We start from the raw sequence: 21,791 nt of genomic DNA on the forward strand, positions 1-21,791 counted from the left end.
CAAGGTAGCCGCCGACATCCTATAGCCAGGTACGGACCCTCACACCGCGTGTCCGAAAGTTTCGGTCAAATCCTGATCGATTCGACGTCATAAACCCCGTTTTCGGTGGTTGTTGAGCGCTAGAACTCCCGCGTAATCAATGTTATGGTGTCCAAACCTGTATCGGAACCGATCAGAAAAGTTTCAGAAACTATCGGCCCAGATAGCCCCCCAGGTAGCAAGTCTCGGGCCGTTGAGTGGAGTGGCATGGACACCGACACCCCCGCAGAGGCGGCCGAGCGCGCGGCCGGTCTGGTCAAGCAGATGACGCTTGCTGAGAAGTGCGCGCAGCTTGTGGGCCTCTGGCGAGACGTGGACGCCGACGCAGGGGACATGGCGCCCCACCAGAGCGAGCAGACCGGCGGTCTCAGCGAGGAAGAGGCCATGGCCCACGGCCTCGGCCAGTTGACCCGTCCGTTCGGCTCGGCGCCGGTCGACCCCGTCGAGGGGGCGGCCCGCCTGGCGGCCGTCCAGAAGCAGATCCGCGACACCAGCCGTTTCGGGATCGCCGCCCAGGTCCACGAGGAATGCCTCACCGGCCTGATGACCGAAGGCGCCACCATCTTCCCCACCCCGCTGGCCCTGGGCGCCACCTTCGACCCCGACCTCGTCCACGCCGCCGCGCATCAGATCGGTTCCTCCATGCGCGGCCTGGGCGTCCACCAGGGCCTGGCCCCCGTGCTCGACGTCGTGGCCGACTCCCGCTGGGGCCGCACCGAGGAGACCGTAGGCGAGGACCCCTACCTCACCGGCGCCGTCGGCACCGCCTATGTGACCGGCCTCCAGTCCGCCGGCATCGTGGCCACCCTCAAGCACTTCGTCGCCTACTCGGCCTCTCTGGCCGGCCGGAACTTCGGCCCGGTCTACATGGGACCGAAGCAACTGGCCGAGACCTACCTGACCCCGTTCGAGATGGCGGTGCGCATCGGCCGCGCCGGTTCGGTCATGAACTCCTACGCGGCCAACGACGGCGTCCCGGTCGCGGCCGACGCCGACATGTTCACCGGGGTCCTGCGCGACCAGTGGGGCTTCGAGGGCGTCGTCGTCAGCGACTACTTCGCGATCAACTTCCTGAACTCGCTGCACCACGTGGCCGCCGACCGCTCGGCAGCCGCCGAGCTCGCGCTGTCGGCCGGCATCGACGTCGAACTGCCCAACGCCGACTGCTACGGCGATCCGCTGCTCCAGGCCGTCGACTCGGGTCGCATCGGAGAGGACCTGGTCGACCGCGCCGCCGAGCGGGTCCTGACCCAGAAGGTCCGCCTCGGCCTGCTCGACGAGCCGCCCGACCCGCCCACCCGGATCGACCTCGACCCGCCCGAGGCCCGCGCGCTGTCGGCCGAGTGCGCCAGGCGCTCGATCGTGCTGCTGGACAACGACGGCACGCTCCCGCTCGCCGGCCCCGAGAACCTGGCACTGGTCGGACCGGTCGCCGACGACAAGGCGGTCATGCTGGGCTGCTACGCCTTCCCGAACCACCACGGCCGCCTCGACGCCGCGGAGATGGGCGTCGACATCCCCACCCTGCGCGAGCGGCTCACCGCCGACCTGCCCGGCGCACGGATCGAGCACGCCGCCGGCGGCTCGGTCCTGGAGGCGACCGACGCCGAGATCGAGGCGGCCGTCACCGCCGCCTCCGGCGCCGAGCTGGCGGTCGTGGCCGTCGGCGACCGCTCTGGCCTGTTCGGCCGCGGTACCTCCGGCGAGGGCTGCGACGCGGACTCGCACGCTCTGCCCGGACGCCAGGCCGAGCTGCTCGACGCCGTGCTCGCCACCGGCACCCCGACCGTGGTCGTGGTGATCTCGGGCCGCCCCTACGCCCTCGGCGACGCCGCCGACCGGGCCGCCGCGATCGTCCAGGCCTTCCTGCCGGGCCAGGAGGGTGCCCGCGCCGTCAGCGAGGTCCTCACCGGCGCCGTGGAGCCCGAGGGGCGCCTGCCGGTGGGCGTACCGGCCCGCGCCGACTCCCCGCCGGCGACCTACCTCGGTCCCGAACTGGCCCAGCGCAGCGAGGTCTCCACCGTCGACCCGACCGCCCGCTTCTCCTTCGGCCACGGCCTGTCCTACACCGAGTTCCAATGGGGCGAGCCCCGACTGCACTCGGGTGCCGAAGTCGCCCCGGACGGGACGGTCGAGGTCGCCGTCGAGGTGCGCAACACCGGTTCCCGCGCGGGCGTCGAGGTCGTCCAGCTCTACCTCCACGATCCGATCGCCTCCACCGTGCGCCCCGTCCAGCGCCTGGTGGGCTTCGCCAAGCTCCGCCTAGCCCCGGGCGAAGCGGCCGAGGCCCGCTTCGCGATGCCGGCCGACCTGGCCGCCTTCATCGGCGCCGACGGCGACTGGGTGGTCGAGGCCGGGACCCTGGAACTGCGGCTGGCCCGCTCGGCCGGCGACATCGCGGGCACGGTCGAGGTCGGGGTGACCGACTCGCGCCGCCTGGAACCGGGGACCCGGCGCTTGGAGACCCGCGCCACAGTCGGCTAGTATGCAGACCACGGCAAGAAAACGCTTACAACTCGCGCATTCATAGGAGCCACCGTGTCCTCCACCTACCGCCTTGCCATCGTCGGCACCGGGGGCATCGCCCATTTGCACGCCAAGAGCATCCGGGAGCACGTCCCCGGCCGGTTCGAGATCGTGGCCGCGGTCGACCCCGCCGCCGACCGGCTCGAGGACTTCCGATCCGCCTTCGGTGTCGAGCGCGGCTACGCCTCCATCGAGGAGCTCCTCGCCGCCGAGGAACCGGACCTGGTCGACCTGTGCACCCCGCCCGGCGCCCACGCCGACGGGGCCGTCGCCGCGCTGGGGGCCGACGTCGGCGTCGTCTGCGAGAAGCCACCGGCGCTGAGCCTGGCCGACTTCGACCGCATCGCCGCCGCCTCGGCCTCCTCCAAGGGCGATTTCGCGGTGATCTCGCAGCACCGCTTCGGATCGGCCGCCGAGCGCGTGCGCAACATGATGACCTCCGGTGTGCTCGGCCCGCTCGCGATCGCCAAGTGCGACACCCTGTGGTTCCGGCCCGAGGATTACTTCGCCGTCGAGTGGCGCGGCCGCTGGGAGACCGAGGGCGGCGGACCGACCATGGGCCACGGCATCCACCAGATCGACACGCTGCTGTCGATCGTCGGCCCCTGGGCGGAGGTGGTCGCCACCGCCCACCGGCACCGCCGCGCCACCAACACCGAGGACGTCTCCCACGCCATCGTGACCCTCGAAAGCGGCGCCAGCGTGTCGATCACGAACTCCCTGCTGAGCCCCCGCGAGACCTCCCACATCCGCCTCGACTACGACCACGCCACGGTCGAACTCGACCACCTCTACGGATACGGCGACGCCGACTGGACGGTCACCCCCATCGAGGCCCACGCCGAGGAGGTCATGGGCGCCTGGGGCGCCGAGCCCCGCGGCCGGCGGTCCGGCCACGGCGCCCAGTTCGCCGTCCTCGCCGACGCCCTCGACGCCGGGGCCAAGCCACCGGTGACCGCCGAGGACGCCCGCCGCACCCTGGAGCTGATCTCGGCGATCTACGCCTCGGCCTTCACCGGCAAGCCGGTCCGAGCCGGGGACATCGACCCGACCTCCCCGTACTATCAGCGGATGGACGGGGCCGGGACGCCCTGGCCGGACCGCAAGTGACGATCCCCGCGACCCTCACCAGAGAACCGGAGTTAACAACCGATGACGCTGCAGCTCGACCAAATCGAGGACAGAGAACTCTCGATCCGGCACGGGGACTTGGAGCTCCTCCGCTACGTCTACCGGCCGGACAACGACCAGTTCGAATCGCCCCGCCCCTACTTCGAACCGATCCGCGACCTCGCCGGCCAGCAGGTCAGCCTGTACCGGCCGCACGACCACGTGTGGCACAAGGGCATCGCGCTCTCGCTGCCCAACTGCGGCCCCCACAACTTCTGGGGCGGGCGCACCTTCCGGCGCGGCCAGGGCTACGTCGACGAGAAGAACGACGGCTCGATGGAGCACCGCTCCTTCACCGAGCTCGAATCCGGCGACCAGGGCGTCAAGGTCGCCGAGGAGCTCGAGTGGGTCACCCAGGACGGGGACCACTTCTTCAGCGAGAAGCGCGCCTTCGCCGCCACCGTCACCGGCGACGACACCTGGGTCCTGTCGTTCTCCACGGCGGTCACCAACGACACCGACCAGGTCGTGGTCATGGGCAGCCCCACCACCGAGGGCCGCGAGAACGCCGGGTACGGCGGCTTCTTCTGGCGCGGGCCCCGGTCGTTCACCGAAGGGCGGGTCTACACCGCCGCCGGCACCGGCGGCGACGAGATGATGGGCGTGCGCGGGGACTGGATGGGTTTCCACGGCAAGCACGACTCGAACGACGCCGAGTCCACACTGGTCTTCACCGACCATCCGGAGAACCCCGGCGCGCCGATCAAGTGGTTCGTGCGGACGACCCCGTTCGCGGCGGTCTGCCCCGCCCCGTTCTTCGACGCCGAGCTGCCGATGGAACCGGGCCGGACGGTCACCCTGCGCCACGCGGTCGCCGTCTGCAACGGCGACACCGGCGCCGAGGGAGCGGGCAAGACCGCCGAGCTCGCCGCAGCCGAACTGGCCCGACTGGGATAGCGATGAGTGGCTTCCCCGGCGGCACCGCCGTCTCCATCGTCTCGGTCTACGACTGGCCGACCGCCGACGGACAGGCCGGCGGCTCGCCGCATCTCCACACCGCCTCCACCGAGGGCTACGTCGTCTCTCGCGGCACCGGCGCGGTCGAGACGCTCTCCGGCGACGGCTACCGGCGTCATGCCCTTGAGCGCGGCACGGTCCTGTGGTTCACGCCCGGGACGGTCCACCGGCTCATCAACGGCTCGGGCGACCTCGAGCTCACCGTCGTGATGCAGAACGCCGGGCTCCCCGAGGCCGGCGACGCCGTCCTCACCTACCCGCCCGACACCCTCGACGATCCCGAGGCCTACGCCGCGGTCACCCGCGCGCCCGCCGCGCCGGACCTCACCGAGGACGAGCGCGCCGAGGCGGCCCGGGCCCGCCGCGACCTCGCCGTCGAGGGCTACCTGGCGCTGCGCGAACGCGTCGAGTCCGAGGGCGCGAGCGCCATGGAGCCGCTGTGGGACGCCGCCGCCCGGATCGTCTCCGGCCGGGTCGAGACCTGGCGGGGGCTCTGGGAGGCCGGCCCCCGCGCCCAGGTCGAGGCCACCGGCGGCCACCTCACGGCGCTCGCCGCGGCCGACCCGGCGCACTTGGGCGACTCGCACGTCTCCGACGGCGGCGGTCCGGCCCACCGCTGGGGCATGTGCGGCCGCCTCGAGGCATGGGACCTGCGCCCGCGGGAGTGACCGTCCGGACGTGGTGACCTTCGGTGTCCGGCGGCGACTACCATCGTCGCTGGACACCGAAGGAGCGCAGTTGGCCGACTGCAATCCAGCCGAGAGCGGCGTCATGATCGACGCCGAGACCACCGTGGACCGTGACGACGCCATCTGGATCGAACCGCGCGACGACGGCTACGACGTCTGGGTCCACATCGCCCGCGTCGCCGACCACGTCCCGGCCGGGCACCGCGCCGACCTGGAGGCGCGGCGCCGCGTCCACACCCTCTACCGCCCCGAGCGGAACCGCCGGATGCTCCCGCAGCCGGTCGAGCAGGCCGCGAGCCTCGAACCGGGCGGGCCGCGCGAGACCTTCGCCGTCCACCTCCGGGTGGACTCCGAAGGCCACCCGCTCGACTTCGACCTTGGGCCCGGGCGCCTGACCCGCTCCTGGGCGATCAGCCACGGCGAGGCGGCCGCGGCCGCCTCCGACCCGGGCCACGAGCTGCACGGCACGCTCGCGACGGCGCTGCGCTTCGCCCAGAGCATGCTCGCGGCCCGCCGGGCTTCGGGCGCGATGGCGTTCTACGACCTGCTCAGCGGCTTCGCCACCGACGAGGAGGGCCGGCTGGTGCGGCTGGACGCCTCCGAACGCAACTCCGGGTACGTGATCGTGCAGGAGTTCATGATCGCCGCGAACGCCCACATAGCGGCGTGGGCGGTCGAGCATGATCTGCCGATCCTGTTCCGCAACCACCGCATGGCCGCCGTCGCCGGCGATCCGGCCGAGCTGCGCGACGAGCTCGACGAGGTGGCCGCCGCCGGCGACGCCGAGGCGTTCGAGATGCTGCGCCGGCGCACCAGGATGGTCTCCCGCCAGGCGACGTACGGCCCGACCGTCGGCGGGCACAGCGGCCTCCGCCTGCCGGTGTACACCCACGCCACCAGCCCGATCCGCCGCTACCCGGACCTGGTGACCCAGCGGATCCTCCTGGCAGCCGTGGCCGGCGATCCCGCACCCTATTCGCCCGAGGCCCTCACCGAGCTGGCCGACGAGATCAACCACCGCATCGCCGAGGAGCGCGAGCGCACCGCCGAGCACTTCCGGAAGCGGGCCAAGGAGGCCGCCGAACGCCGCCTCGACGAGGCCGAGTTCGGGAACCTGCCCTACCACCAGTTCGCAAAGGTCCTGCGCGTCGCGGTGGAGCGCGACGAGGCCCCGGAGGGGCTCGTCGCCGACACCGAGCGCCGACTCGAGGCGGGGGAGCTGCAGCTCCGGGAGTTCGCCGCGGTCTACTTCGACGCCAAGGCCCCCGAGTTCGCGGATCTGCGGGTCAGACTGAACCACCGGCTGTGCACCGAGCCGCATTTCGCGGTCTCGCTGATCAACAAGTACCTGCAGGACCAGGTCGGCGGTCCGGTGGGCGCCGGCGACATGGTCTGGGAGGTCGAGTCCGTGCCGGGCCTGCGCATCGCGGCGTTCCGGGCGCGGCTGGAGCTGCGTTTCAACGGCGAGCGCCGCAGCTCGGCCGTGCGCACCCAGCGCACCAAGAAGGACGCCCGCAACCAGGCGGCCCTGTCGCTGGCGGCCTCGCTCGCGGACCTGCCCGACCTGTCCGACGACGTCGATCCGCGCCAGATCGACCCCGGCCGACCGCGGCCCCCGGCCCTGGTCGCCCCGGAGCTGAACCCGGTCGAGGCCGTCCAGATCTACTTCGCGCGCGGGGTGGTCGACGACCTGTTCTGGAACTTCGATCACGAGGGCCCGCCGCACGAGCGCGTTTACACCTGCGAGTGCGGGGCGGTCCTCCACAGCAGCGGTGTCGACATCGGCTCCGTGGGCGAAGGGGCGAGCAAGCAGGCCGCCAAGAACGCCGCCGCCGAGGGCCTGCGGGTCCACATCGAGGCCGCGGTCAGAATGATGCGGGAAACAGGCCGGCCCGAGGCGTGAAGCGCGCAATACCCGCTAAGGCAGAATGGTCACGTGCATATTCTCGATGACCTGGCCTGGCGCGGGCTGATCCAAGACTCGACCGACCTCGAAGCGTTCCGGAAGGACCTGGACTCGGGGCTCGTGACCTTCTACGTCGGCTTCGACCCGACCGCGGAGAGTCTGCACGTGGGCCACTTGATGCTGGTGCTGACCGCCCGCCGCCTCCAGCGGGCCGGGCTGCGCCCGCTGCTGCTGGTCGGCGGCGCCACCGGGCAGATCGGCGATCCCAAGGAGGCCGGAGAGCGCACCCTCAACCCGCCCGAGGTCGTCGCCGGATGGGTCGAGAAGATCCGGGAGCAGTTGGCCCCGTTCGTCACCTACGACGGGGACAACGCCGCTATCGCCGTCAACAACCTCGACTGGACCGGCGAGATGGGCATCGTCGAGTTCCTGCGGGACGTCGGCAAGCACTTCCCGGTCTCCAAGATGCTCTCCCGCGAGATCGTGAAGGCACGCCTGGAGTCCGGGATCTCGTTCACCGAGTTCGCCTACCAATTGCTGCAGTCGAACGACTTCTACGAGCTTCACCGCCGCCACGGCTGCACTCTGCAGATCGGCGGCTCCGACCAGTGGGGCAACATCACCGCCGGGGTCGACTACATCCGCCGCAAGACCGGCAGGCACGTGCACGCCTTCGTGACCCCGCTGGTGACCAGCGCCGACGGCTCCAAGATCGGCAAGAGCGACGGCAAGGGGCCCTGGCTCGACGCCGAACTGACCAGCCCGTACGCGTTCTACCAGTTCTGGTTCAACGTCGACGACGCCGACGTGGTGCGGTACCTGCGGTACTTCTCGTTCAGGTCCCGCGAGGAGATCGAGGAGCTGGAGCGGGCCACCGCGGAGAAGCCGGCGGCGCGGTCGGCGCAGCGCGCGCTCGCCGAGGAGCTGACGGCCCTGCTGCACGGCGAGGAGGAGACCGCGCACGCCGTCTCGGCCTCTCGAGCGCTGTTCGGGCGCGGGGAGCTGGCCGAGCTGCCGGAGGCGACGCTGCGGGCCGCCCTGGTCGAGGCCGGTCTGGCCGAGATCCACAAGCCCGAGGTCAGCGTCGCCGAACTCATGAAGGAGGCCGGCGTGGTCGCGAGCCTGGGGGAGGCGCGCCGGGCCGCCAAGGAGGGCGGGGCGTACCTGAACAACGTCCGGGTGACCGATCCGAACGCCGTGGTCGACCGCGCCGACCTGCTGCACGGTCGTTACGCGGTGATCCGGCGCGGGAAGAAGACCGTGGCCGGGGCGGAAGTGTTCGCCTGAGGCGTATGCTTGGTTGGTTTTGTCGCGGTGAACGCATAGGGGGAGGATCACGTGGCTGACAGCGGCCGTGCCCGAAGGGGCGACGACGACCGGCGAGGCGGCCGAGGAGGCTACGGACGGCGGGACCGGGGCGGCTACGACCGCGGCGGTCGGCCGCGCCGCGACCGCGACGCCGATCGCGGCGGCCGGGGCGGTTTCGGTTCCGACGACCGGCCGCGCCGCCGGTACGACGATCGCGACGACCGTCCCCGGCGTGACCGCGACGACCGGCCGCGCCGGTTCGAGGACCGCGGCGGGCGGCGCCGCGACCGCGACGACCGCGGCCGAGGCGGCTTCCGCGACGGGCACCGCGGCCGCCGCGAGGACCGCCCGCGGCGCGAGCGCGACGACGACCGGTACGGGCGCGACGGCAAGCCCCGCCGCGGCAAGGACGGCCTGCGCCCCCTCGACGAGCGCGAGGCCGGGCACGAGGGCCCGGTCCGCATCGGCGAGTCCGACCGGGCGCCCGACCTCCCCGAAGGCCTCGAGTACGGTTTCGACCAGCTCGACAAGGCCACCAAGGCGGGGCTGCGCAGCCTGAACAAGCAGCTCGCCGAGGCGGTCGGCAACCGGCTCATCGCCGCCGCCGCGCTCATGGCCGCCGACGACGTCGAAGGCGCCCTCGAACAGGCCCGCTACGCCCGGCGCAAGGCCTCCCGCGTCGCCAGCGTCCGCGAGGTCACCGGCGTGGCCGCCTACGGCGCCGGACAGTGGCAGTTGTCCATGAACGAGCTGCGCGCCGCCCAGCGGCTCGGCGGCAACCGCGACCACGTGGCCATGATCGCCGACTGCGAGCGCGCCACCGGCCACCCCGAGCGCGCCATCGACCTGTACCGCGAATTCGGCGATGACGAGAGCATCGACCCCGAGACCCGGGTCGAGCTGCTCATCGTCGCGGCGGGCGCCCGCCGCGACATGGGCATGGACGAGGCCGCCACCGCCATGCTCAAGGTCGGCGCGCTGAACTCGCCGAGGGCCGAACCGTGGGTCGCCCGGCTCCGCTTCGCCTACGCCGAGCACCTGCTGGCCGACGGCCGCGACGAGGAGGCCCGCGAATGGCTGTCCAAGGCCGTCGCCGCCGACGAGGCGGGCCTGAGCGGCGCCGCCGAGCGCCTCCTCGAACTCGAAGGCGTCGACTTCGAAGAACTCGAATACGAGCCCGACGATGAGATCGGGGCCGACCGGCCCCCGGCACCGGAGGAATCCGATGACACGGCTGACCGCCGCGACTGAGCCGCTCGCCTCCGCCTACGACCTGGCGCTGCTCGACCTCGACGGGGTCGTGTACCTGCTCGGGCAGCCCATCCCCGAATCCGCCGCGACCATCGGCGACCTCCCGGTCCACGACTGCGAGCCGGTGTTCGTCACCAACAACGCCTCCCGCAGCCCCGAGACCGTCGCCGAGGCCCTCCACGGCATGGACATCCCGGCCCGAGCCGACCAGATCCTCACCTCGGCCCAGGTCGTCGCCTCCGGGATCGTTGATCGAGTGGGGTCGGGTGCGAAGGTGCTGTCGATCGGATCGGCGGCCCTGCGCGAAGCGCTCGAGTCCGCCGGGCTCGCCCTGGCGGACGAGCCTCGTGAGGCGCAGGCCGTGGCCTTCGGCATGACGTTCGACCTCACCTGGCGCGACCTGACCGCGGTCACCGTCGCGGCCCGGTCCGGGGCGCTCTGGGCCGTGGCCAACCTCGATGCCACCCTGCCGACGCCCGACGGGCCCCTGCCGGGGAGCGGCGCGCTGGCCGACGCCGTGAGCACCGCGCTCGGCCGCGGCCCCGACCTCGTGGCCGGCAAGCCCCGGCCGCCGATCTACGAGGCCGCGCTGGCCCGCCGGCCCGGCGGGCGGGCGATCATGGTCGGCGACCGCCCGGACTCCGACATCGAGGGCGCCAACCGCGCCGGGATCGACTCGCTGCTGGTCTTCACCGGGGTCGTATCGCCGCGCGAGGCGCTCCGCCTGCCGCCCGAGCGTCGGCCTACCCACCTGGGGTGGAGCATCGGCGCGCTCACCGAGACGCACCCGCGACTGCACTGGAACGAGGCGGTCGACCGCGTCGAGTGCGGCGGCTGGACCGCCGTGCTCGAGCGCGGGCGGATCGTGCTCGGCGGCGAAGGGGCCGACCTGGACGGCTGGCGGGCGCTGTGCGAGCTGTCGTGGGCCGCGATGGACATGGCCGGTCTCGATCCGGACCGGGAGCCGCGGGCGCGCGGTCCGGCGGCCGAGAAGCTTTTCCGATAGCACGAAAGCCCGGACCGCGGGGCGGTTCCGGGCCTGTTCGCTCGCTGCCGCGGTCAGTCGACCTTGAGGGCCTTGCGGAGCTTGGCGAGGTCCTTGACGCTGGCCTTGACCTTGACCTTGCCGGTCAGGAACGCCTTGGCGGGCTTGAGCTGCTTCTTGGACAGCTTGATCAGGTCGTCGGAGGCGATCGAGATGCGCACCTCGGCGTCGGAGTCGTCGCCGTCGATCAGGTCGGTCAGGCTGCCGTTGGAGAGCTTGGCGCTGAAGGAGGTGTCGAGGTCGGTGATCTCGCAGGCCAGCGTGCGTTCGAAGTCCTCAAGCCCTTCGAAGTCGCCGGACTTCTTGGCGACCTTGCCCGCCATCTTCTCGAGTACGTTGCGGCATTCGTCCACAGTGGCCATATTATGGTCCTCCCAGTGAGTTGCGGGTTGAGCGCGATGGGCTCGACTGGCCAGAAGGGTACAACGTGCGTCGAAAGCCTTTGCGTCCGACCGGGAGCCAACGAAACGGTCACGGTCCGTGATATCGGAGCGCGGCCCGGCGGGCCCCACGGACCGTGTCCGAAGTCGTCAGAGAACGCCCTGCAGCTTCATCATGTCCATCATGTTGGCCTTGATCTTGACCTGCTTGGACATGAACGCCTTCTTGAAGTCCAGCTCGCCGGCGACGAGCTTCACCAGATCGTCCGAGGAGACGACCATCCGGATCTGCGCGTCCGGCTCGTCCCCCTCGGTGATGTCGACGAGCTTGCCCCCCTCGAACCTCCCGTGGAACGACGTCTCCAGGTCGGTGATGTCGCAGGCGAGCGCGCGCTCGAACCCGGTCAGCTTGCGCACGGTCTTGGGATTCGCGGCGAGATCGGCGGCGAACTGCTCCAGAGCGGTCCGGCATTCGTCGGCGGTGGCCATGGTGCCCTCCTGTTCGTTCGGTGTAGCGGCGGCGGTGCGCCCCCTCAGAAGGTTACCGCCCGGTAGAGCCCGGCGGGCGCGACCCGCCCCGGGTACCGTGGCAGTACCGTTGAGGTAGCCACCAGCCGCGCCCCTCGACCGCCGAGCAGGAAGGAGTAAGGCCATGGCCGACACCGCCCGCGCCTACTTCGACACCGTCTTCAGCCTCGCCGGGGAACCCGGTCGGCGCGCCCGCGACTTCGCCGGCAAGGTCCGCGAGGACCTCCGCGGCGGAGCCGAGCAGGTCCGCAGCCACGGCTCGCGCACCGTCACCGACATCGGCCGCCTCGTCCGCGCCGAGGTCGACGCCGGACTCTCGCGCCTGGGACTGGCGACCCAGTCCGACCTCGACGACCTCAACCTCCGCCTCGAGCACACCGAGGACGAGCTGCGCGAACTGCGGCTGCGCCTCGAGACCGAGCACGCCGCGGTCGGTCCCGCCGAACCGGCGGCCGAGGCACCGAACGACGAAGAGCAGGCATGACCGACGAACCGACACCGGGAAGCATCGCCGACCGGCTCCGCGGGCACGCCGACGCCGACGAGATCGGCGGCGAGATCGAGGCCGCCCTCGGGCGCCTCGAGGCCCTGCCGGACCTGGCCGTGACCGATCACGTAGCCGTCTTCGAAGGCGTCCAGCAGCGCCTGTCGGACATCCTCGGCAACGTCGACGACGCCTGAGCCCGACCGGAAACCGGCCCGCCGCATGCCAGCGCGAAAACGCCTCGACGCCGAACTGGTCCGCCGCAGGATCGCCCGCTCCCGGGACCACGCCCGCGAACTGATCGCGGACGGCCGGATCCGGCTGCGCGGCATCCCGGCCACCAAGGCCGCCACCGGCGTCACCGGCGACGACTCCATCCGCCTGGTGGGGGAGACCGACGACCACGCCTCCCGCGGCGCCCACAAGCTCATCGGCGCGCTCGACGCCTTCGGCCTCGACCCGGCCGGCCTCCGCTGCCTCGACGCCGGCGCCTCCACCGGCGGCTTCACCGACGTCCTGCTGCGCCGCGGCGCCGCCGCAGTGCTGGCGGTCGACGTCGGCTACGGCCAGTTGGCCTGGAGGCTCCGGACCGACGAGCGCGTGACCGTCCACGACCGCACCAACGTCCGCCGCCTCACCCCCGAAACGCTCGGCGGCCCGGTCGACCTGACCGTCGGCGACCTGTCGTTCATCTCACTCGAACTGGTGCTCCCGGCGCTGGCCGCCTGCACCCGCCCCGAGGGCACGATGCTGCCGATGGTCAAGCCGCAGTTCGAGGTCGGGAAGGGACGGGTCGGCGAGGGCGGCGTCGTCACCGACCCGGTCCGGCGCGGCGAGGCGGTCTGGAAGGTGGTCCAGGTCGCCGAGAAGCTCGGCTGGGGCACCACCGGCGTGGTGCCGAGCCCGCTGCCCGGCCCCAAGGGGAATGTAGAGTTCTTCTGCCTCATGCGCCATCGCACCGATACGTTGACCCGCGAGGACGTGTTCGCGGCGGTGGGCGCCTGATGAAGAAGGGCGGTTGAGCCGAGTGCAGCCGAAGCCGAGCCGGGTCCTGGTCGTCACCCACCCGCTCCGCGAGGACGTGGCCGAGCTGGCCGAGAAGATCGCCGCCGCGCTCCGCGGGGCCGGCGTCGCCGCACGGATCCTCACCGGCCGGGTCGCCTCCCTGGGCCGCGCCGAGGCGATCCTGGTAGACGACCGAGGCGCCGCCGAACCGGCCGACCTGGTGCTCGCCCTCGGCGGCGACGGCACCGTCCTGCGGTCGGCCCGGCTCGCCGCCGAGGCCGGCGTCCCGCTGCTCGGGGTCAACTTCGGCCGCGTCGGCTTCCTGGCCGAGGCCGAGACCGGCGAGCTGGAGACGGTCGTGGCCCGCCTGCTCGAAGGCGACTACAACGTCGAGCAGCGCACCACGCTCGCGGTGGAGTCGGAGAGCGCCGACGGGGAGATCACCGCCTCGTGGGCGTTCAACGACATCGCCGTCGAGAAGGCCGAACCGGCCCGCATGCTCGAGGTGTTCGTCGAGATCGACGGCGCCCGGATCTCCCGCTACGGCTGCGACGGCATCCTGTGCGCCTCGCCGACCGGATCGACCGCGCACGCGATGTCGGCCGGCGGGCCGGTCGTCTGGCCCGATGTGGACGCACTGGTGGTGGTCCCGATGAACGCGCACGCGCTGTTCGCCAAGCCGATGGTCGTCCACTCCTCCTCGCGGATCCGTATCGGCGTCGAATCGGCCGGCACCGCCGGGGCGCTCATCGCCGACGGCAAACCGATCGCCGAGCTGACCGCCGGATCCACCGTCGCCGTCCGCCGCTCCGATCTGCCGGTCAAGCTGGTGCGCATGTCGGGCCGGTCGTTCGCCTCCCGCCTGGTCACGAAACTCTCGCTGCCCGTTGACGGTTGGCGCCACGGCCGCATCTAGGCGACGGGTGTCGGAACGAACCGATAGGCTCGGAGTCGTGTTGGACGAGCTTCGCATCCAGAACCTGGGCGTGATCGCCGACGCCACGCTTCCGCTCGCCCCCGGTCTCACCTGCATCACCGGCGAGACCGGCGCCGGGAAGACGATGGTGGTCGCCGGTCTCGGCCTGCTCTTCGGCGGCCGGGCGTCCCGCGCCCCCATCGGCACCGAGAAGGCCCTTGTGGAAGGACGATTCCTCATCGGCGAGGGCGCCCTCGAACTGCGCGAACGCGCGGTAGAGGCCGGGGCCGAACTCGACGAGGGCGAGCTGCTGCTGTCCCGCACCGTCTCACCCGAGGGCCGCTCCAAGGCCTGGGTCGGCGGCCGCGCCGCCCCCGTCGGCGTGCTCGGCGAGCTGGGGGCGCTGGCCATCTCCGTGCACGGCCAGTCCGATCAGATGCGGCTGCTGCAGCCGGCCGAGCAGCGCGCCGCCCTCGACCGCTTCGCCGGGCCCGACCACGGCAAGATCCTGGACGACTACCGGGCGGCCCACGCCGAACTGGGCGCCTGCGCCGCCGAGCTGGCGCGCCTGCGCACGAGTGCCCGCGACATGGCCCGCGAGGCCGACACGCTGCGCCTGGGCCTGGAGGAGATCGCCGCGGTCGAACCGCAGGCCGGCGAGGAGACCGAGCTGGCCGAGGAGGCCCGCCGCCTGGAGAACGCCGAGACGCTCCGGCAGGCCGCCGCGACCGCCCACGGGACGCTGACCGGGGACCCGTCCACCGGCGACGGCGGGGCGGCCGACGTCGTCGGCTCCGCCGCCCGCGCCCTCGAGAACGAGGCCGCCGCCGACCCCAAGATCGGCGAGTTCGCCTCGCGACTGTCCGAGGCCGGGGCGCTGCTGTCGGAGACCGCGGTCGACCTGTCCGGCTACCTCGACGAGCTCGACGCCGACCCGGCCCGCCTCGAGGAGATCTACCAGCGCCAGGCCGCCCTGAAGACGCTGCTGCGCAAGTACGCCGAGGACCTGACCGGAGTCCTGGAATGGGCCGAGAACGCCCGCAAGCGCCTGGGCGAGCTGGACGTGTCCGATGAGCGCGTCGCCGAATTGGAGGCCCGCCACGGCGAGCTCCAGGCCCGCGCCGGCGAGCTGGCCTCCCGGCTCCGCGCCTCCCGCAGGTCGGCCGCCGAACGGCTCTCCGAGACCGTCTCGGCCGAGCTCAAGGGCCTGGCCATGCCGCACGCCGAGGTCACCGCCGCGGTCGAACCGCGCCCGGCCGGCCGCGGCGGGATTGATCTGGCGGTGGACGAGGCCGTCTCCGGCGCCACCGAGGACGGCGCCGACGAGGTCGAGCTGCTGCTGCGGCCCCACCCGGGCGCGAGGCCGGCGGCCCTGCACAAGGGCGCCTCCGGCGGGGAGCTGTCCCGCGTCATGCTCGCCATCGAGGTCGTCTTCGCCGGGATCGGCGGCCCGCCGGTGCTGGTGTTCGACGAGGTGGACGCCGGCGTCGGCGGCAGGGCCGCGGTCGAGATCGGCCGCTGCCTGGCGAAGCTGGCCCGCCGCTACCAGGTCCTGGTCGTCACCCACCTGCCGCAGGTCGCCGCGTTCGCCGACCGCCACCTGGTGGTGAGCAAGGACACCTCGGGTTCGGTCACCGTCTCCGGGCTGCGGGTGGTCGACGACGCCGAGCGGGCCCGTGAGCTCGCTCGCATGCTGGCCGGGATGCCTGATTCCCACCTCGGGGTGGCCCACGCCGAGGAACTGCTGGCCGAAGCCGCCAAACTGAAAGGATAGCCTCCCACCGGGCCGGCGGCGCGCCGCCGCCCCGCACCGGTGGACGAATGGCATGATGATGCACGATGCGTGTACCTAGCTTGCGTTTGCCCGGCCGTAACCCGGAGGGCGACTCCGGGGACGACCGGCTGGTCGGTCCCGCCCGGCTCGATCGCCGGACGAAGCGGCTCTGCGGCCGCCTCGAACCCGGCGACATCGCCGTGATCGACCACGTCGACCTCGACCGCGTGGCGGCCGACTCGCTCGTCGCCACCGGCGTGGCCGCCGTCGTCAACGCGGCCAAGTCCATTTCCGGCCGCTACCCGAACCTCGGCCCCGAAGTGCTGGTGAAGGCCGGGGTGGTGCTGATCGACGAGGTCGGCGAGGGCATCTTCGACGTCGTCCGCGAAGGCAAGACCGCCTCCATCGAGGGCGACCGGGTACTGCTGGGCGGCGAGGAGGTCGCCTCCGGGACGCTGCAGAGCGAGCAGAGCGTCGCCGCCGACATGGAGGCCGCGCGCGAGGGCCTGTCGGTCCAGCTCGAGGCCTTCGCGGCCAACACCATGGAGTACCTCAAGCGCGAGCGGGAGCTGCTGCTCGACGGCGTCGGGGTCCCCGAGGTCAAGACCGACTTCAACGGCCGCCACGCCCTGGTGGTCATCCGCGGCTACAACTACAAAGAGGACATCGACGTCCTGCGGCCCTACATCCGCGAGTTCAAGCCCGTCCTGGTCGGCGTCGACGGCGGCGCCGACGCCCTCCTGGAGGCCGGCTACTCGCCCGACATGATCGTCGGCGACATGGACTCGGTCTCCGACGACGCCCTGCGCTGCGGCGCCGAGATCGTGGTCCACGCCTACGCCGACGGCCGCGCGCCCGGCATGGAACGCATGGACAAGCTCGGCGTCCCGGCCACGCCCTTCCCGGCCGCCGCCACCTCCGAGGACATCGCGATGCTGCTGGCCGACGAGAAGGGCGCGTCCCTGATCTGCGCGGTGGGCACCCACGTGACCATGGTCGAGTTCCTCGACAAGGGCCGGGGCGGCATGGCCTCGACCTTCCTCACGCGCCTGCGCGTCGGCGGCAAACTGGTCGACGCCAAGGGCGTGTCGCGCCTCTACCGGCAGGACATGTCCGTGTCGGCACTGCTGCTGCTCATCGTCTCCGCCCTCGCCGCCATGGCCACCGCCGTCGCGATCTCCACCGTGGGCCGCTCCTTCATCGACGTCATCGCCGACTGGTGGGACGGACTGCTCTACCAAATCCAAAGGCTCTTCTCGTGATCAACTTCCGCTACCACCTGGTCAGCCTCACCGCCGTGTTCCTGGCGCTCACCGTCGGCCTCATCCTCGGCACCGCCGCCCTCAACGGCCCGGCCATCGACGCGCTCGAGGCGACCACGCAGAACCTGCGCGACAGCAACGCCGCCTACCGCGCCGAGATCACCGAACTGGAGGAGGAACTCAACGACGACCAGTCGTTCGCCTCCGAGATCGCCCCCTCCTACCTCGCCGGCGAACTCGCCGAGCGGCAGGTGCTCATCGTCTCCATGCCCGGGGTCGACTCGGCCGCCGCCGACAGCGTCGAGCAGATGCTCGGTTACGCCGACGCCGAGGTCGCCGGGCGGATCTCGGTGCTCGACGACTTCCTCGACCCGGCCAACACCGACCAGCTCGCCGACCTGGTCGACGGGGTCACCCCCGACACCATCGAAGCGCCGGTCACCTACGACGGCGTGGCCGCCATGAGCGCCGTCCTCGCCGCGGTCGCCACCGGCAGCTTCGAAGGCGAACCGGTCGAGATCGAATCGGGCGACATCACCACCGTCACCACCGGGCTCGAAGAGCTCGGCATGCTCACCGTCGAGTCCGAGCCCACCGGCGAGGCCGACGGCATCGTCCTGGTCGGCGCCGCCGCCGCGACCGACTCCGAGGCCGAGGCCCGCAACGCCGGCGTGGTCGCCGTCACGACCGCCTTCGCCGCCAATGAAGCCTCGGTGTACGCCGCGACCTCCTCGGTCGGCGACGACAACCCCGTGGGCACCCTGCGCGAGGAGGACCGCGAGGTCACCGTCGCCACCGTCGACAACGCCGGCAGCCCGCAAGGGCAGATAGCCGCCGTCGCCGCCCTGTCCGAGCTGATCGCCACCGGCCGGGCCCACCACCTCGGCACCGGGGAGGGCGCCGAAGGGCGACTCCCTGAAGCGGCTTAGGATTCGGCCATGAGCCAGCTATCCCGCGCAGCCGGCCGGGCGTTCCTGGGCGGCCTGGCCGCAGGCGGCACCATCGCCGCCATCGGCGCCGTCCGCCGCTCCAAATGGGCCACCGACCTCGACCGCGTCAACCACCGCGGCGAAACGGTGAGCCTGGCCGAGGGACCCGGCGTCACCGTCGGCGCGACCGCGGCCTCCGTGGTCGGCGCGAGTTCGCCGGCCTACGCCGCCGCCGCGGCCACCGTCGGCCTGACCGGCGGCGCCCTCGGGCTCTACGACGACATCGCCGACGCCCGAGGCGAAAAGGCCAAGGGCTTCAAGGGCCACGTCGCGGCGCTGCGCAAGGGCCGGATCTCGGCCGGGCTGGCCAAACTGCTCGGCATCTCCTCGGCCGGGCTGGCCGGCGCCGCCCTGGTCGACGCCGCGAACGCCGAGCGGCACCGCAGCCGGTCGTCGCGGCTGTGGAACATCGGCGTCGCCGGCGGCGTCGTCGCCGGCACCGCCAACCTCATCAACCTGTTCGACCTGCGCCCGGGGCGCGCTCTCAAGGTCGTCAGCGCCCTGGCCGCGCCCCTGACCCGCCCGCCCGGCCCGAAGGCCCGCAAAACCGCCGCCGGCGGGGCCGGCACCGCCATCGCCGTCTCCTCGGCCGCCGCCGCGGCCATGAGCGACGACCTCGAAGGCAAGACCATGCTCGGCGACTGCGGCGCCAACGCGCTCGGCGCGCTCCTCGGCCTGGCCTTCATCGCCCGCACCGGCCCGGTCGGACGCCACCTGGCGCTCGCCGGCCTCGCCGCGCTCATCGGCGCCAGCGAGCGCGTCTCGTTCACCCGTGTCATCGCCGACACGCCCGGACTTCGCGAACTGGACGAGCTGGGCCGGAATCAGGCGTGACCGACACCCGACGAGAAGTCGGTCGTGCCGCCACCCTGATCGGTGCGATCACCATCGGCTCCCGCCTGGCCGGATTCGGGCGGATGCTGGTGTTCACCTGGGCGGTCGGCTACCTCTCCCTCGGCGCCGCCTACCAGAGCGCCAACGCCATCCCCAACCTGATCTTCGAACTGGTCGCCGGGGGAGCGCTGGCGGCGCTGGCCATCCCGCTGCTGGCGGCACCGCTCGCCCGGGGCGACCAGGCCCAGGTCGACCGGACCGCCTCGGCCCTGCTGACCTGGGCGCTCACCGCGCTGATCCCGATCGGGGTAGGCGTCGCCCTGCTGGCCCGGCCGCTGGTCGAACTGGTCACCACCGACAACGTCAAGCCCGCCACCGTGGAGGCGGGCACCGAGATGCTCGTCCTGTTCGCCCCCCAGTTGCCGCTGTACGGGATCGCCGTGGTCCTCACCGGCGTCCTCCAGGCCCACCGGCGCTTCGCCTGGCCCGCGCTGGCGCCCCTGCTCTCCAGTGTCACCATGATCGGCGTCTACGTCCTCTACGCCGCCGTCTCCGGCCGCCAGGACGACGCCGCCGGCGTCACCCAGGGCCAGTTGTGGCTGCTGGCGCTCGGCACCACCGCCGGCGTCGCCGTACTCGCCGGATGCCTGCTGATCCCCATGAGTCGGCTCGGGCTCCACCTGCGCCCCACCTGGCGGTTCGACGCCTCGGTCTCGGCCAGCGTCAGGGCCCTCACCATCGCCGGGGCGGTCACCCTCGGGGCGCAGCAGATCTGCCAAGTGGTGCTGCTGCGGCTCGCCAACGACGCCGGCGACGACGGCCCGGTGGTCGTCTTCACCGTCGCCCAGACGTTCTTCCTGCTGCCGTGGGCCGTCCTGGCCGTCCCGCTGGCGATCGCCGCCTACCCCGGCATGTCCGAGTCCCACTCGCTCGGGCGGACCGCCGACTACCAGCGGACGCTCGCCTCCACCACCCGCGCGGTGCTGGTCCTGTCCGGCCTCGGCGTCACCGCCCTGGCCGGGGTGTCCGAACCGATCGCGACCGTGCTGGGCCGGGTCCAGCAGACCGCCCCCGAATCCCAGATCAGCGGCACCCTCGCCGGACTCGCCTTCGGCCTGTTCGGGTACTCCCTGTTCGCGGTGCTCTCCCGCGGGCTGTACGCGGTCGACCGCGCCTACGCGGCCGCCGTGGCCGTCGCCGCCGGCTGGGCCGCCGCAGCCGCGTCGGCGTTCGCGCTGTCGGCGGTCATCGACGAGGAACACCGCACCGTCGCCCTGGCGGCGGCCTGGTCGATCGGCATGACCGTCACCGGCGTGGCCCTGCTCGCGGTCGTGGGCGTCCGCACCGGCGCGGCCAGCCTCCGCGGCATGGGCCGGGCCGCCGCCGCCACCCTCGCCGCCACCGCCGCCGCGGTGGCGGCCGCCCGGGCGTTCATCGCCTGGTGGGGCGAGACCGCGTCGGTCCTGGCGGCGCTGACCGAGGGCGTCGTCGCCGGACTGATCGCCGCGCTGGTCTACGTTGGGGTGGCGGCCCTCGTCGACCGGCGCGACATCCTGCGCGCCGTGCGGCGCCGCACTGGCACAATACCGAACGGACCAACGGAGACAGAGAGCGGAGACAACCCGTGAGCCACCGACGCATCGCACTGGTGCTGGGACCCTCGACCGGCGGCATCGGCACCCATGTCGCCTCCCTGGCCGGCGGCCTGGTCGAGCGCGGCGATGCCGTCCTCGTCGTAGGGCCGCCCGAGACCGAGGAGCGATTCGGCTTCCGCGACAAGGGCGCCCGCTTCGCGCCCGCCCCGATCACCGCCCGGCCCTCGCCCGAACTCCCCGCCGCCTGGCGGGCGGCCCGCCGCGCCCTCCGCGGCGCCACCGGACGCGGCGTCGACCTCGTCCACGCCCACGGCCTCACCGCCGGCCTCACCGCGCTCACCGCCCGCCCCTCCGGCGCTGCGCTCGTCACCACCTGGCACAACCAACTGCTCACCGCCGGGCTCAAACGCCGCGTCTCCGACCAGCTCGAGAAGCGCCTGGCCCGCGGCGTCGACGTCGCCCTCGGCGTCTCCTCCGACCTGCACGCCCACCTGGTCGCCCTCGGCGCCGCCGACGCCCGCCTCTCCCCGGTCGCCGCCCCGCCGCGCCGCGGCGGCGGCAGCCCCGAGACCGTCCGCACCGAACTGGACGTCGGCGACCGGCCGCTGATCGTCTCGGTCGGCCGCCTGCACCCGCAGAAGGACTACGACACCCTCATCGCCGCCGCCGGCCGCTGGACCAAGCTGGACCCGTCGCCGGTCGTCGCCATCGCCGGCGACGGCCCCGAACACGCCCGCCTGCGGGACCTGGTCGACGCCACCGGCGCCGACGTGCGCCTGCTCGGCCACCGCACCGACGTCGCCGACCTGCTGGCCGCCGCCGACCTCGCCGTCGTCACCAGCAAATGGGAGGGCCGGCAACTGTTCGCCCAGGAGACCCTCCAGGCCGGCACCCCCCTCGTCGCCACCCGCACCGGCGGCATCCCCGAACTGGTCGGCGACGCCGCCGCCCTGATCGACGTCGGCGACGTCGACGCCCTCGACACCGCCGTCGCCGGCCTCCTGGCCGACCGCGGCGGACTCGCCGAACTCGGCGAAGCCGGCCGCGCCAAGGCCGCCACCTGGCCCGACGAGGAGCAGATGCTCGACTCGCTCGACGCGCTCTACCTGGAACTGACGGGAAGATAATCCGCA

General features: G+C 72.6%; 20 protein-coding genes. 18 read left to right on the forward strand and 2 right to left on the reverse strand.

The genetic code is table 11. The annotated features are described in order from the left end of the window. Positions 1 to 246 precede the first annotated feature (246 nt). The 8 genes from CUT39_RS00095 to CUT39_RS00130 are packed head-to-tail and all read left to right on the forward strand — an operon-like array spanning position 247 to position 10,852. Positions 247 to 2,523 carry a glycoside hydrolase family 3 N-terminal domain-containing protein gene (locus CUT39_RS00095; RefSeq protein ID WP_198586748.1) on the forward strand — a complete coding sequence of 759 codons (2,277 nt, stop codon included), beginning with the start codon at positions 247 to 249 and terminating at the stop codon, positions 2,521 to 2,523. Positions 2,524 to 2,577: 54 nt separating this feature from the next. Beyond that, positions 2,578 to 3,675, forward strand: coding sequence for a Gfo/Idh/MocA family protein (locus CUT39_RS00100; RefSeq protein ID WP_198586749.1), 1,098 nt, complete (start codon positions 2,578 to 2,580; stop codon positions 3,673 to 3,675). Between the two features lie 42 nt (positions 3,676 to 3,717). Continuing rightward, positions 3,718 to 4,632, forward strand: a complete 915-nt coding sequence (locus CUT39_RS00105) for a DUF6807 domain-containing protein (RefSeq protein ID WP_100443920.1) — start codon at positions 3,718 to 3,720, stop codon at positions 4,630 to 4,632. A gap of 2 nt (positions 4,633 to 4,634) precedes the next feature. Beyond that, a complete protein-coding gene (locus tag CUT39_RS00110; protein ID WP_100443921.1) occupies positions 4,635 to 5,360 on the forward strand; it encodes a cupin domain-containing protein in 726 nt (241 codons plus the stop codon). A 10-nt stretch (positions 5,361 to 5,370) separates the two neighbouring features. Beyond that, complete coding sequence (locus tag CUT39_RS00115; protein ID WP_157930395.1) at positions 5,371 to 7,284, forward strand: RNB domain-containing ribonuclease; 1,914 nt, start codon at positions 5,371 to 5,373, stop codon at positions 7,282 to 7,284. 33 nt (positions 7,285 to 7,317) lie between these two features. Continuing rightward, positions 7,318 to 8,574, forward strand: a complete 1,257-nt coding sequence (gene tyrS / locus CUT39_RS00120; RefSeq protein ID WP_100443923.1) for a tyrosine--tRNA ligase — start codon at positions 7,318 to 7,320, stop codon at positions 8,572 to 8,574. 51 nt (positions 8,575 to 8,625) lie between these two features. Further along, positions 8,626 to 9,846: a hypothetical protein gene (locus CUT39_RS00125; protein ID WP_100443924.1), complete on the forward strand. Its 1,221-nt coding sequence runs from the start codon at positions 8,626 to 8,628 to the stop codon at positions 9,844 to 9,846. After that, entirely contained in the window at positions 9,821 to 10,852 is a 1,032-nt protein-coding gene (locus CUT39_RS00130) for an HAD-IIA family hydrolase (RefSeq protein WP_198586750.1), read from the forward strand. The genes CUT39_RS00125 and CUT39_RS00130 overlap by 26 nt, the downstream gene beginning before the upstream one ends. Positions 10,853 to 10,905: 53 nt before the next feature. On the opposite strand, the gene CUT39_RS00135 is transcribed toward CUT39_RS00130, so the two are convergent. Continuing rightward, complete coding sequence (locus CUT39_RS00135; protein WP_100443926.1) at positions 10,906 to 11,253, reverse strand: SCP2 sterol-binding domain-containing protein; 348 nt, start codon at positions 11,251 to 11,253, stop codon at positions 10,906 to 10,908. A 168-nt stretch (positions 11,254 to 11,421) separates the two neighbouring features. Further along, a complete protein-coding gene (locus CUT39_RS00140; protein ID WP_100443927.1) occupies positions 11,422 to 11,760 on the reverse strand; it encodes an SCP2 sterol-binding domain-containing protein in 339 nt (112 codons plus the stop codon). Positions 11,761 to 11,923: 163 nt separating this feature from the next. Between CUT39_RS00140 and CUT39_RS00145 the strand changes: the two genes are divergently transcribed. From CUT39_RS00145 to CUT39_RS00190, 10 genes are all read left to right on the forward strand, one after another. Beyond that, positions 11,924 to 12,283: a phasin family protein gene (locus CUT39_RS00145; protein WP_100443928.1), complete on the forward strand. Its 360-nt coding sequence runs from the start codon at positions 11,924 to 11,926 to the stop codon at positions 12,281 to 12,283. Next, positions 12,280 to 12,480 (forward strand): hypothetical protein, encoded by a 201-nt coding sequence (locus CUT39_RS00150; protein WP_100443929.1) that lies wholly within the window; start codon positions 12,280 to 12,282, stop codon positions 12,478 to 12,480. The genes CUT39_RS00145 and CUT39_RS00150 overlap by 4 nt, the downstream gene beginning before the upstream one ends. A gap of 25 nt (positions 12,481 to 12,505) precedes the next feature. Continuing rightward, on the forward strand, positions 12,506 to 13,288 hold the full coding sequence (locus tag CUT39_RS00155; protein WP_100443930.1) for a TlyA family RNA methyltransferase: 783 nt from the start codon (positions 12,506 to 12,508) through the stop codon (positions 13,286 to 13,288). A 22-nt stretch (positions 13,289 to 13,310) separates the two neighbouring features. After that, positions 13,311 to 14,204, forward strand: coding sequence for an NAD kinase (locus CUT39_RS00160; RefSeq protein ID WP_100443931.1), 894 nt, complete (start codon positions 13,311 to 13,313; stop codon positions 14,202 to 14,204). 37 nt (positions 14,205 to 14,241) lie between these two features. After that, the gene (gene recN / locus CUT39_RS00165) at positions 14,242 to 15,978 is read left to right on the forward strand and encodes a DNA repair protein RecN (RefSeq protein ID WP_100443932.1); all 1,737 of its coding nucleotides are present in this window, start codon (positions 14,242 to 14,244) and stop codon (positions 15,976 to 15,978) included. Positions 15,979 to 16,043: 65 nt separating this feature from the next. Then, the gene (gene steA / locus CUT39_RS00170) at positions 16,044 to 17,240 is read left to right on the forward strand and encodes a putative cytokinetic ring protein SteA (RefSeq protein ID WP_100443933.1); all 1,197 of its coding nucleotides are present in this window, start codon (positions 16,044 to 16,046) and stop codon (positions 17,238 to 17,240) included. Continuing rightward, entirely contained in the window at positions 17,237 to 18,169 is a 933-nt protein-coding gene (locus CUT39_RS00175; RefSeq protein WP_157930396.1) for a copper transporter, read from the forward strand. The genes steA and CUT39_RS00175 overlap by 4 nt, the downstream gene beginning before the upstream one ends. Before the next feature lie 9 nt (positions 18,170 to 18,178). Beyond that, the gene (locus tag CUT39_RS00180; RefSeq protein ID WP_198586751.1) at positions 18,179 to 19,063 is read left to right on the forward strand and encodes a hypothetical protein; all 885 of its coding nucleotides are present in this window, start codon (positions 18,179 to 18,181) and stop codon (positions 19,061 to 19,063) included. Then, positions 19,060 to 20,691, forward strand: coding sequence for a murein biosynthesis integral membrane protein MurJ (gene murJ, locus CUT39_RS00185; RefSeq protein WP_100443935.1), 1,632 nt, complete (start codon positions 19,060 to 19,062; stop codon positions 20,689 to 20,691). The genes CUT39_RS00180 and murJ overlap by 4 nt, the downstream gene beginning before the upstream one ends. Continuing rightward, positions 20,688 to 21,785, forward strand: coding sequence for a glycosyltransferase family 4 protein (locus CUT39_RS00190; protein ID WP_100443936.1), 1,098 nt, complete (start codon positions 20,688 to 20,690; stop codon positions 21,783 to 21,785). The genes murJ and CUT39_RS00190 overlap by 4 nt, the downstream gene beginning before the upstream one ends. The last annotated feature ends 6 nt before the right edge of the window (positions 21,786 to 21,791 follow it).

This window comes from Glycomyces xiaoerkulensis (assembly GCF_002798405.1).
Taxonomy (GTDB): domain Bacteria; phylum Actinomycetota; class Actinomycetes; order Mycobacteriales; family Micromonosporaceae; genus Glycomyces; species Glycomyces xiaoerkulensis.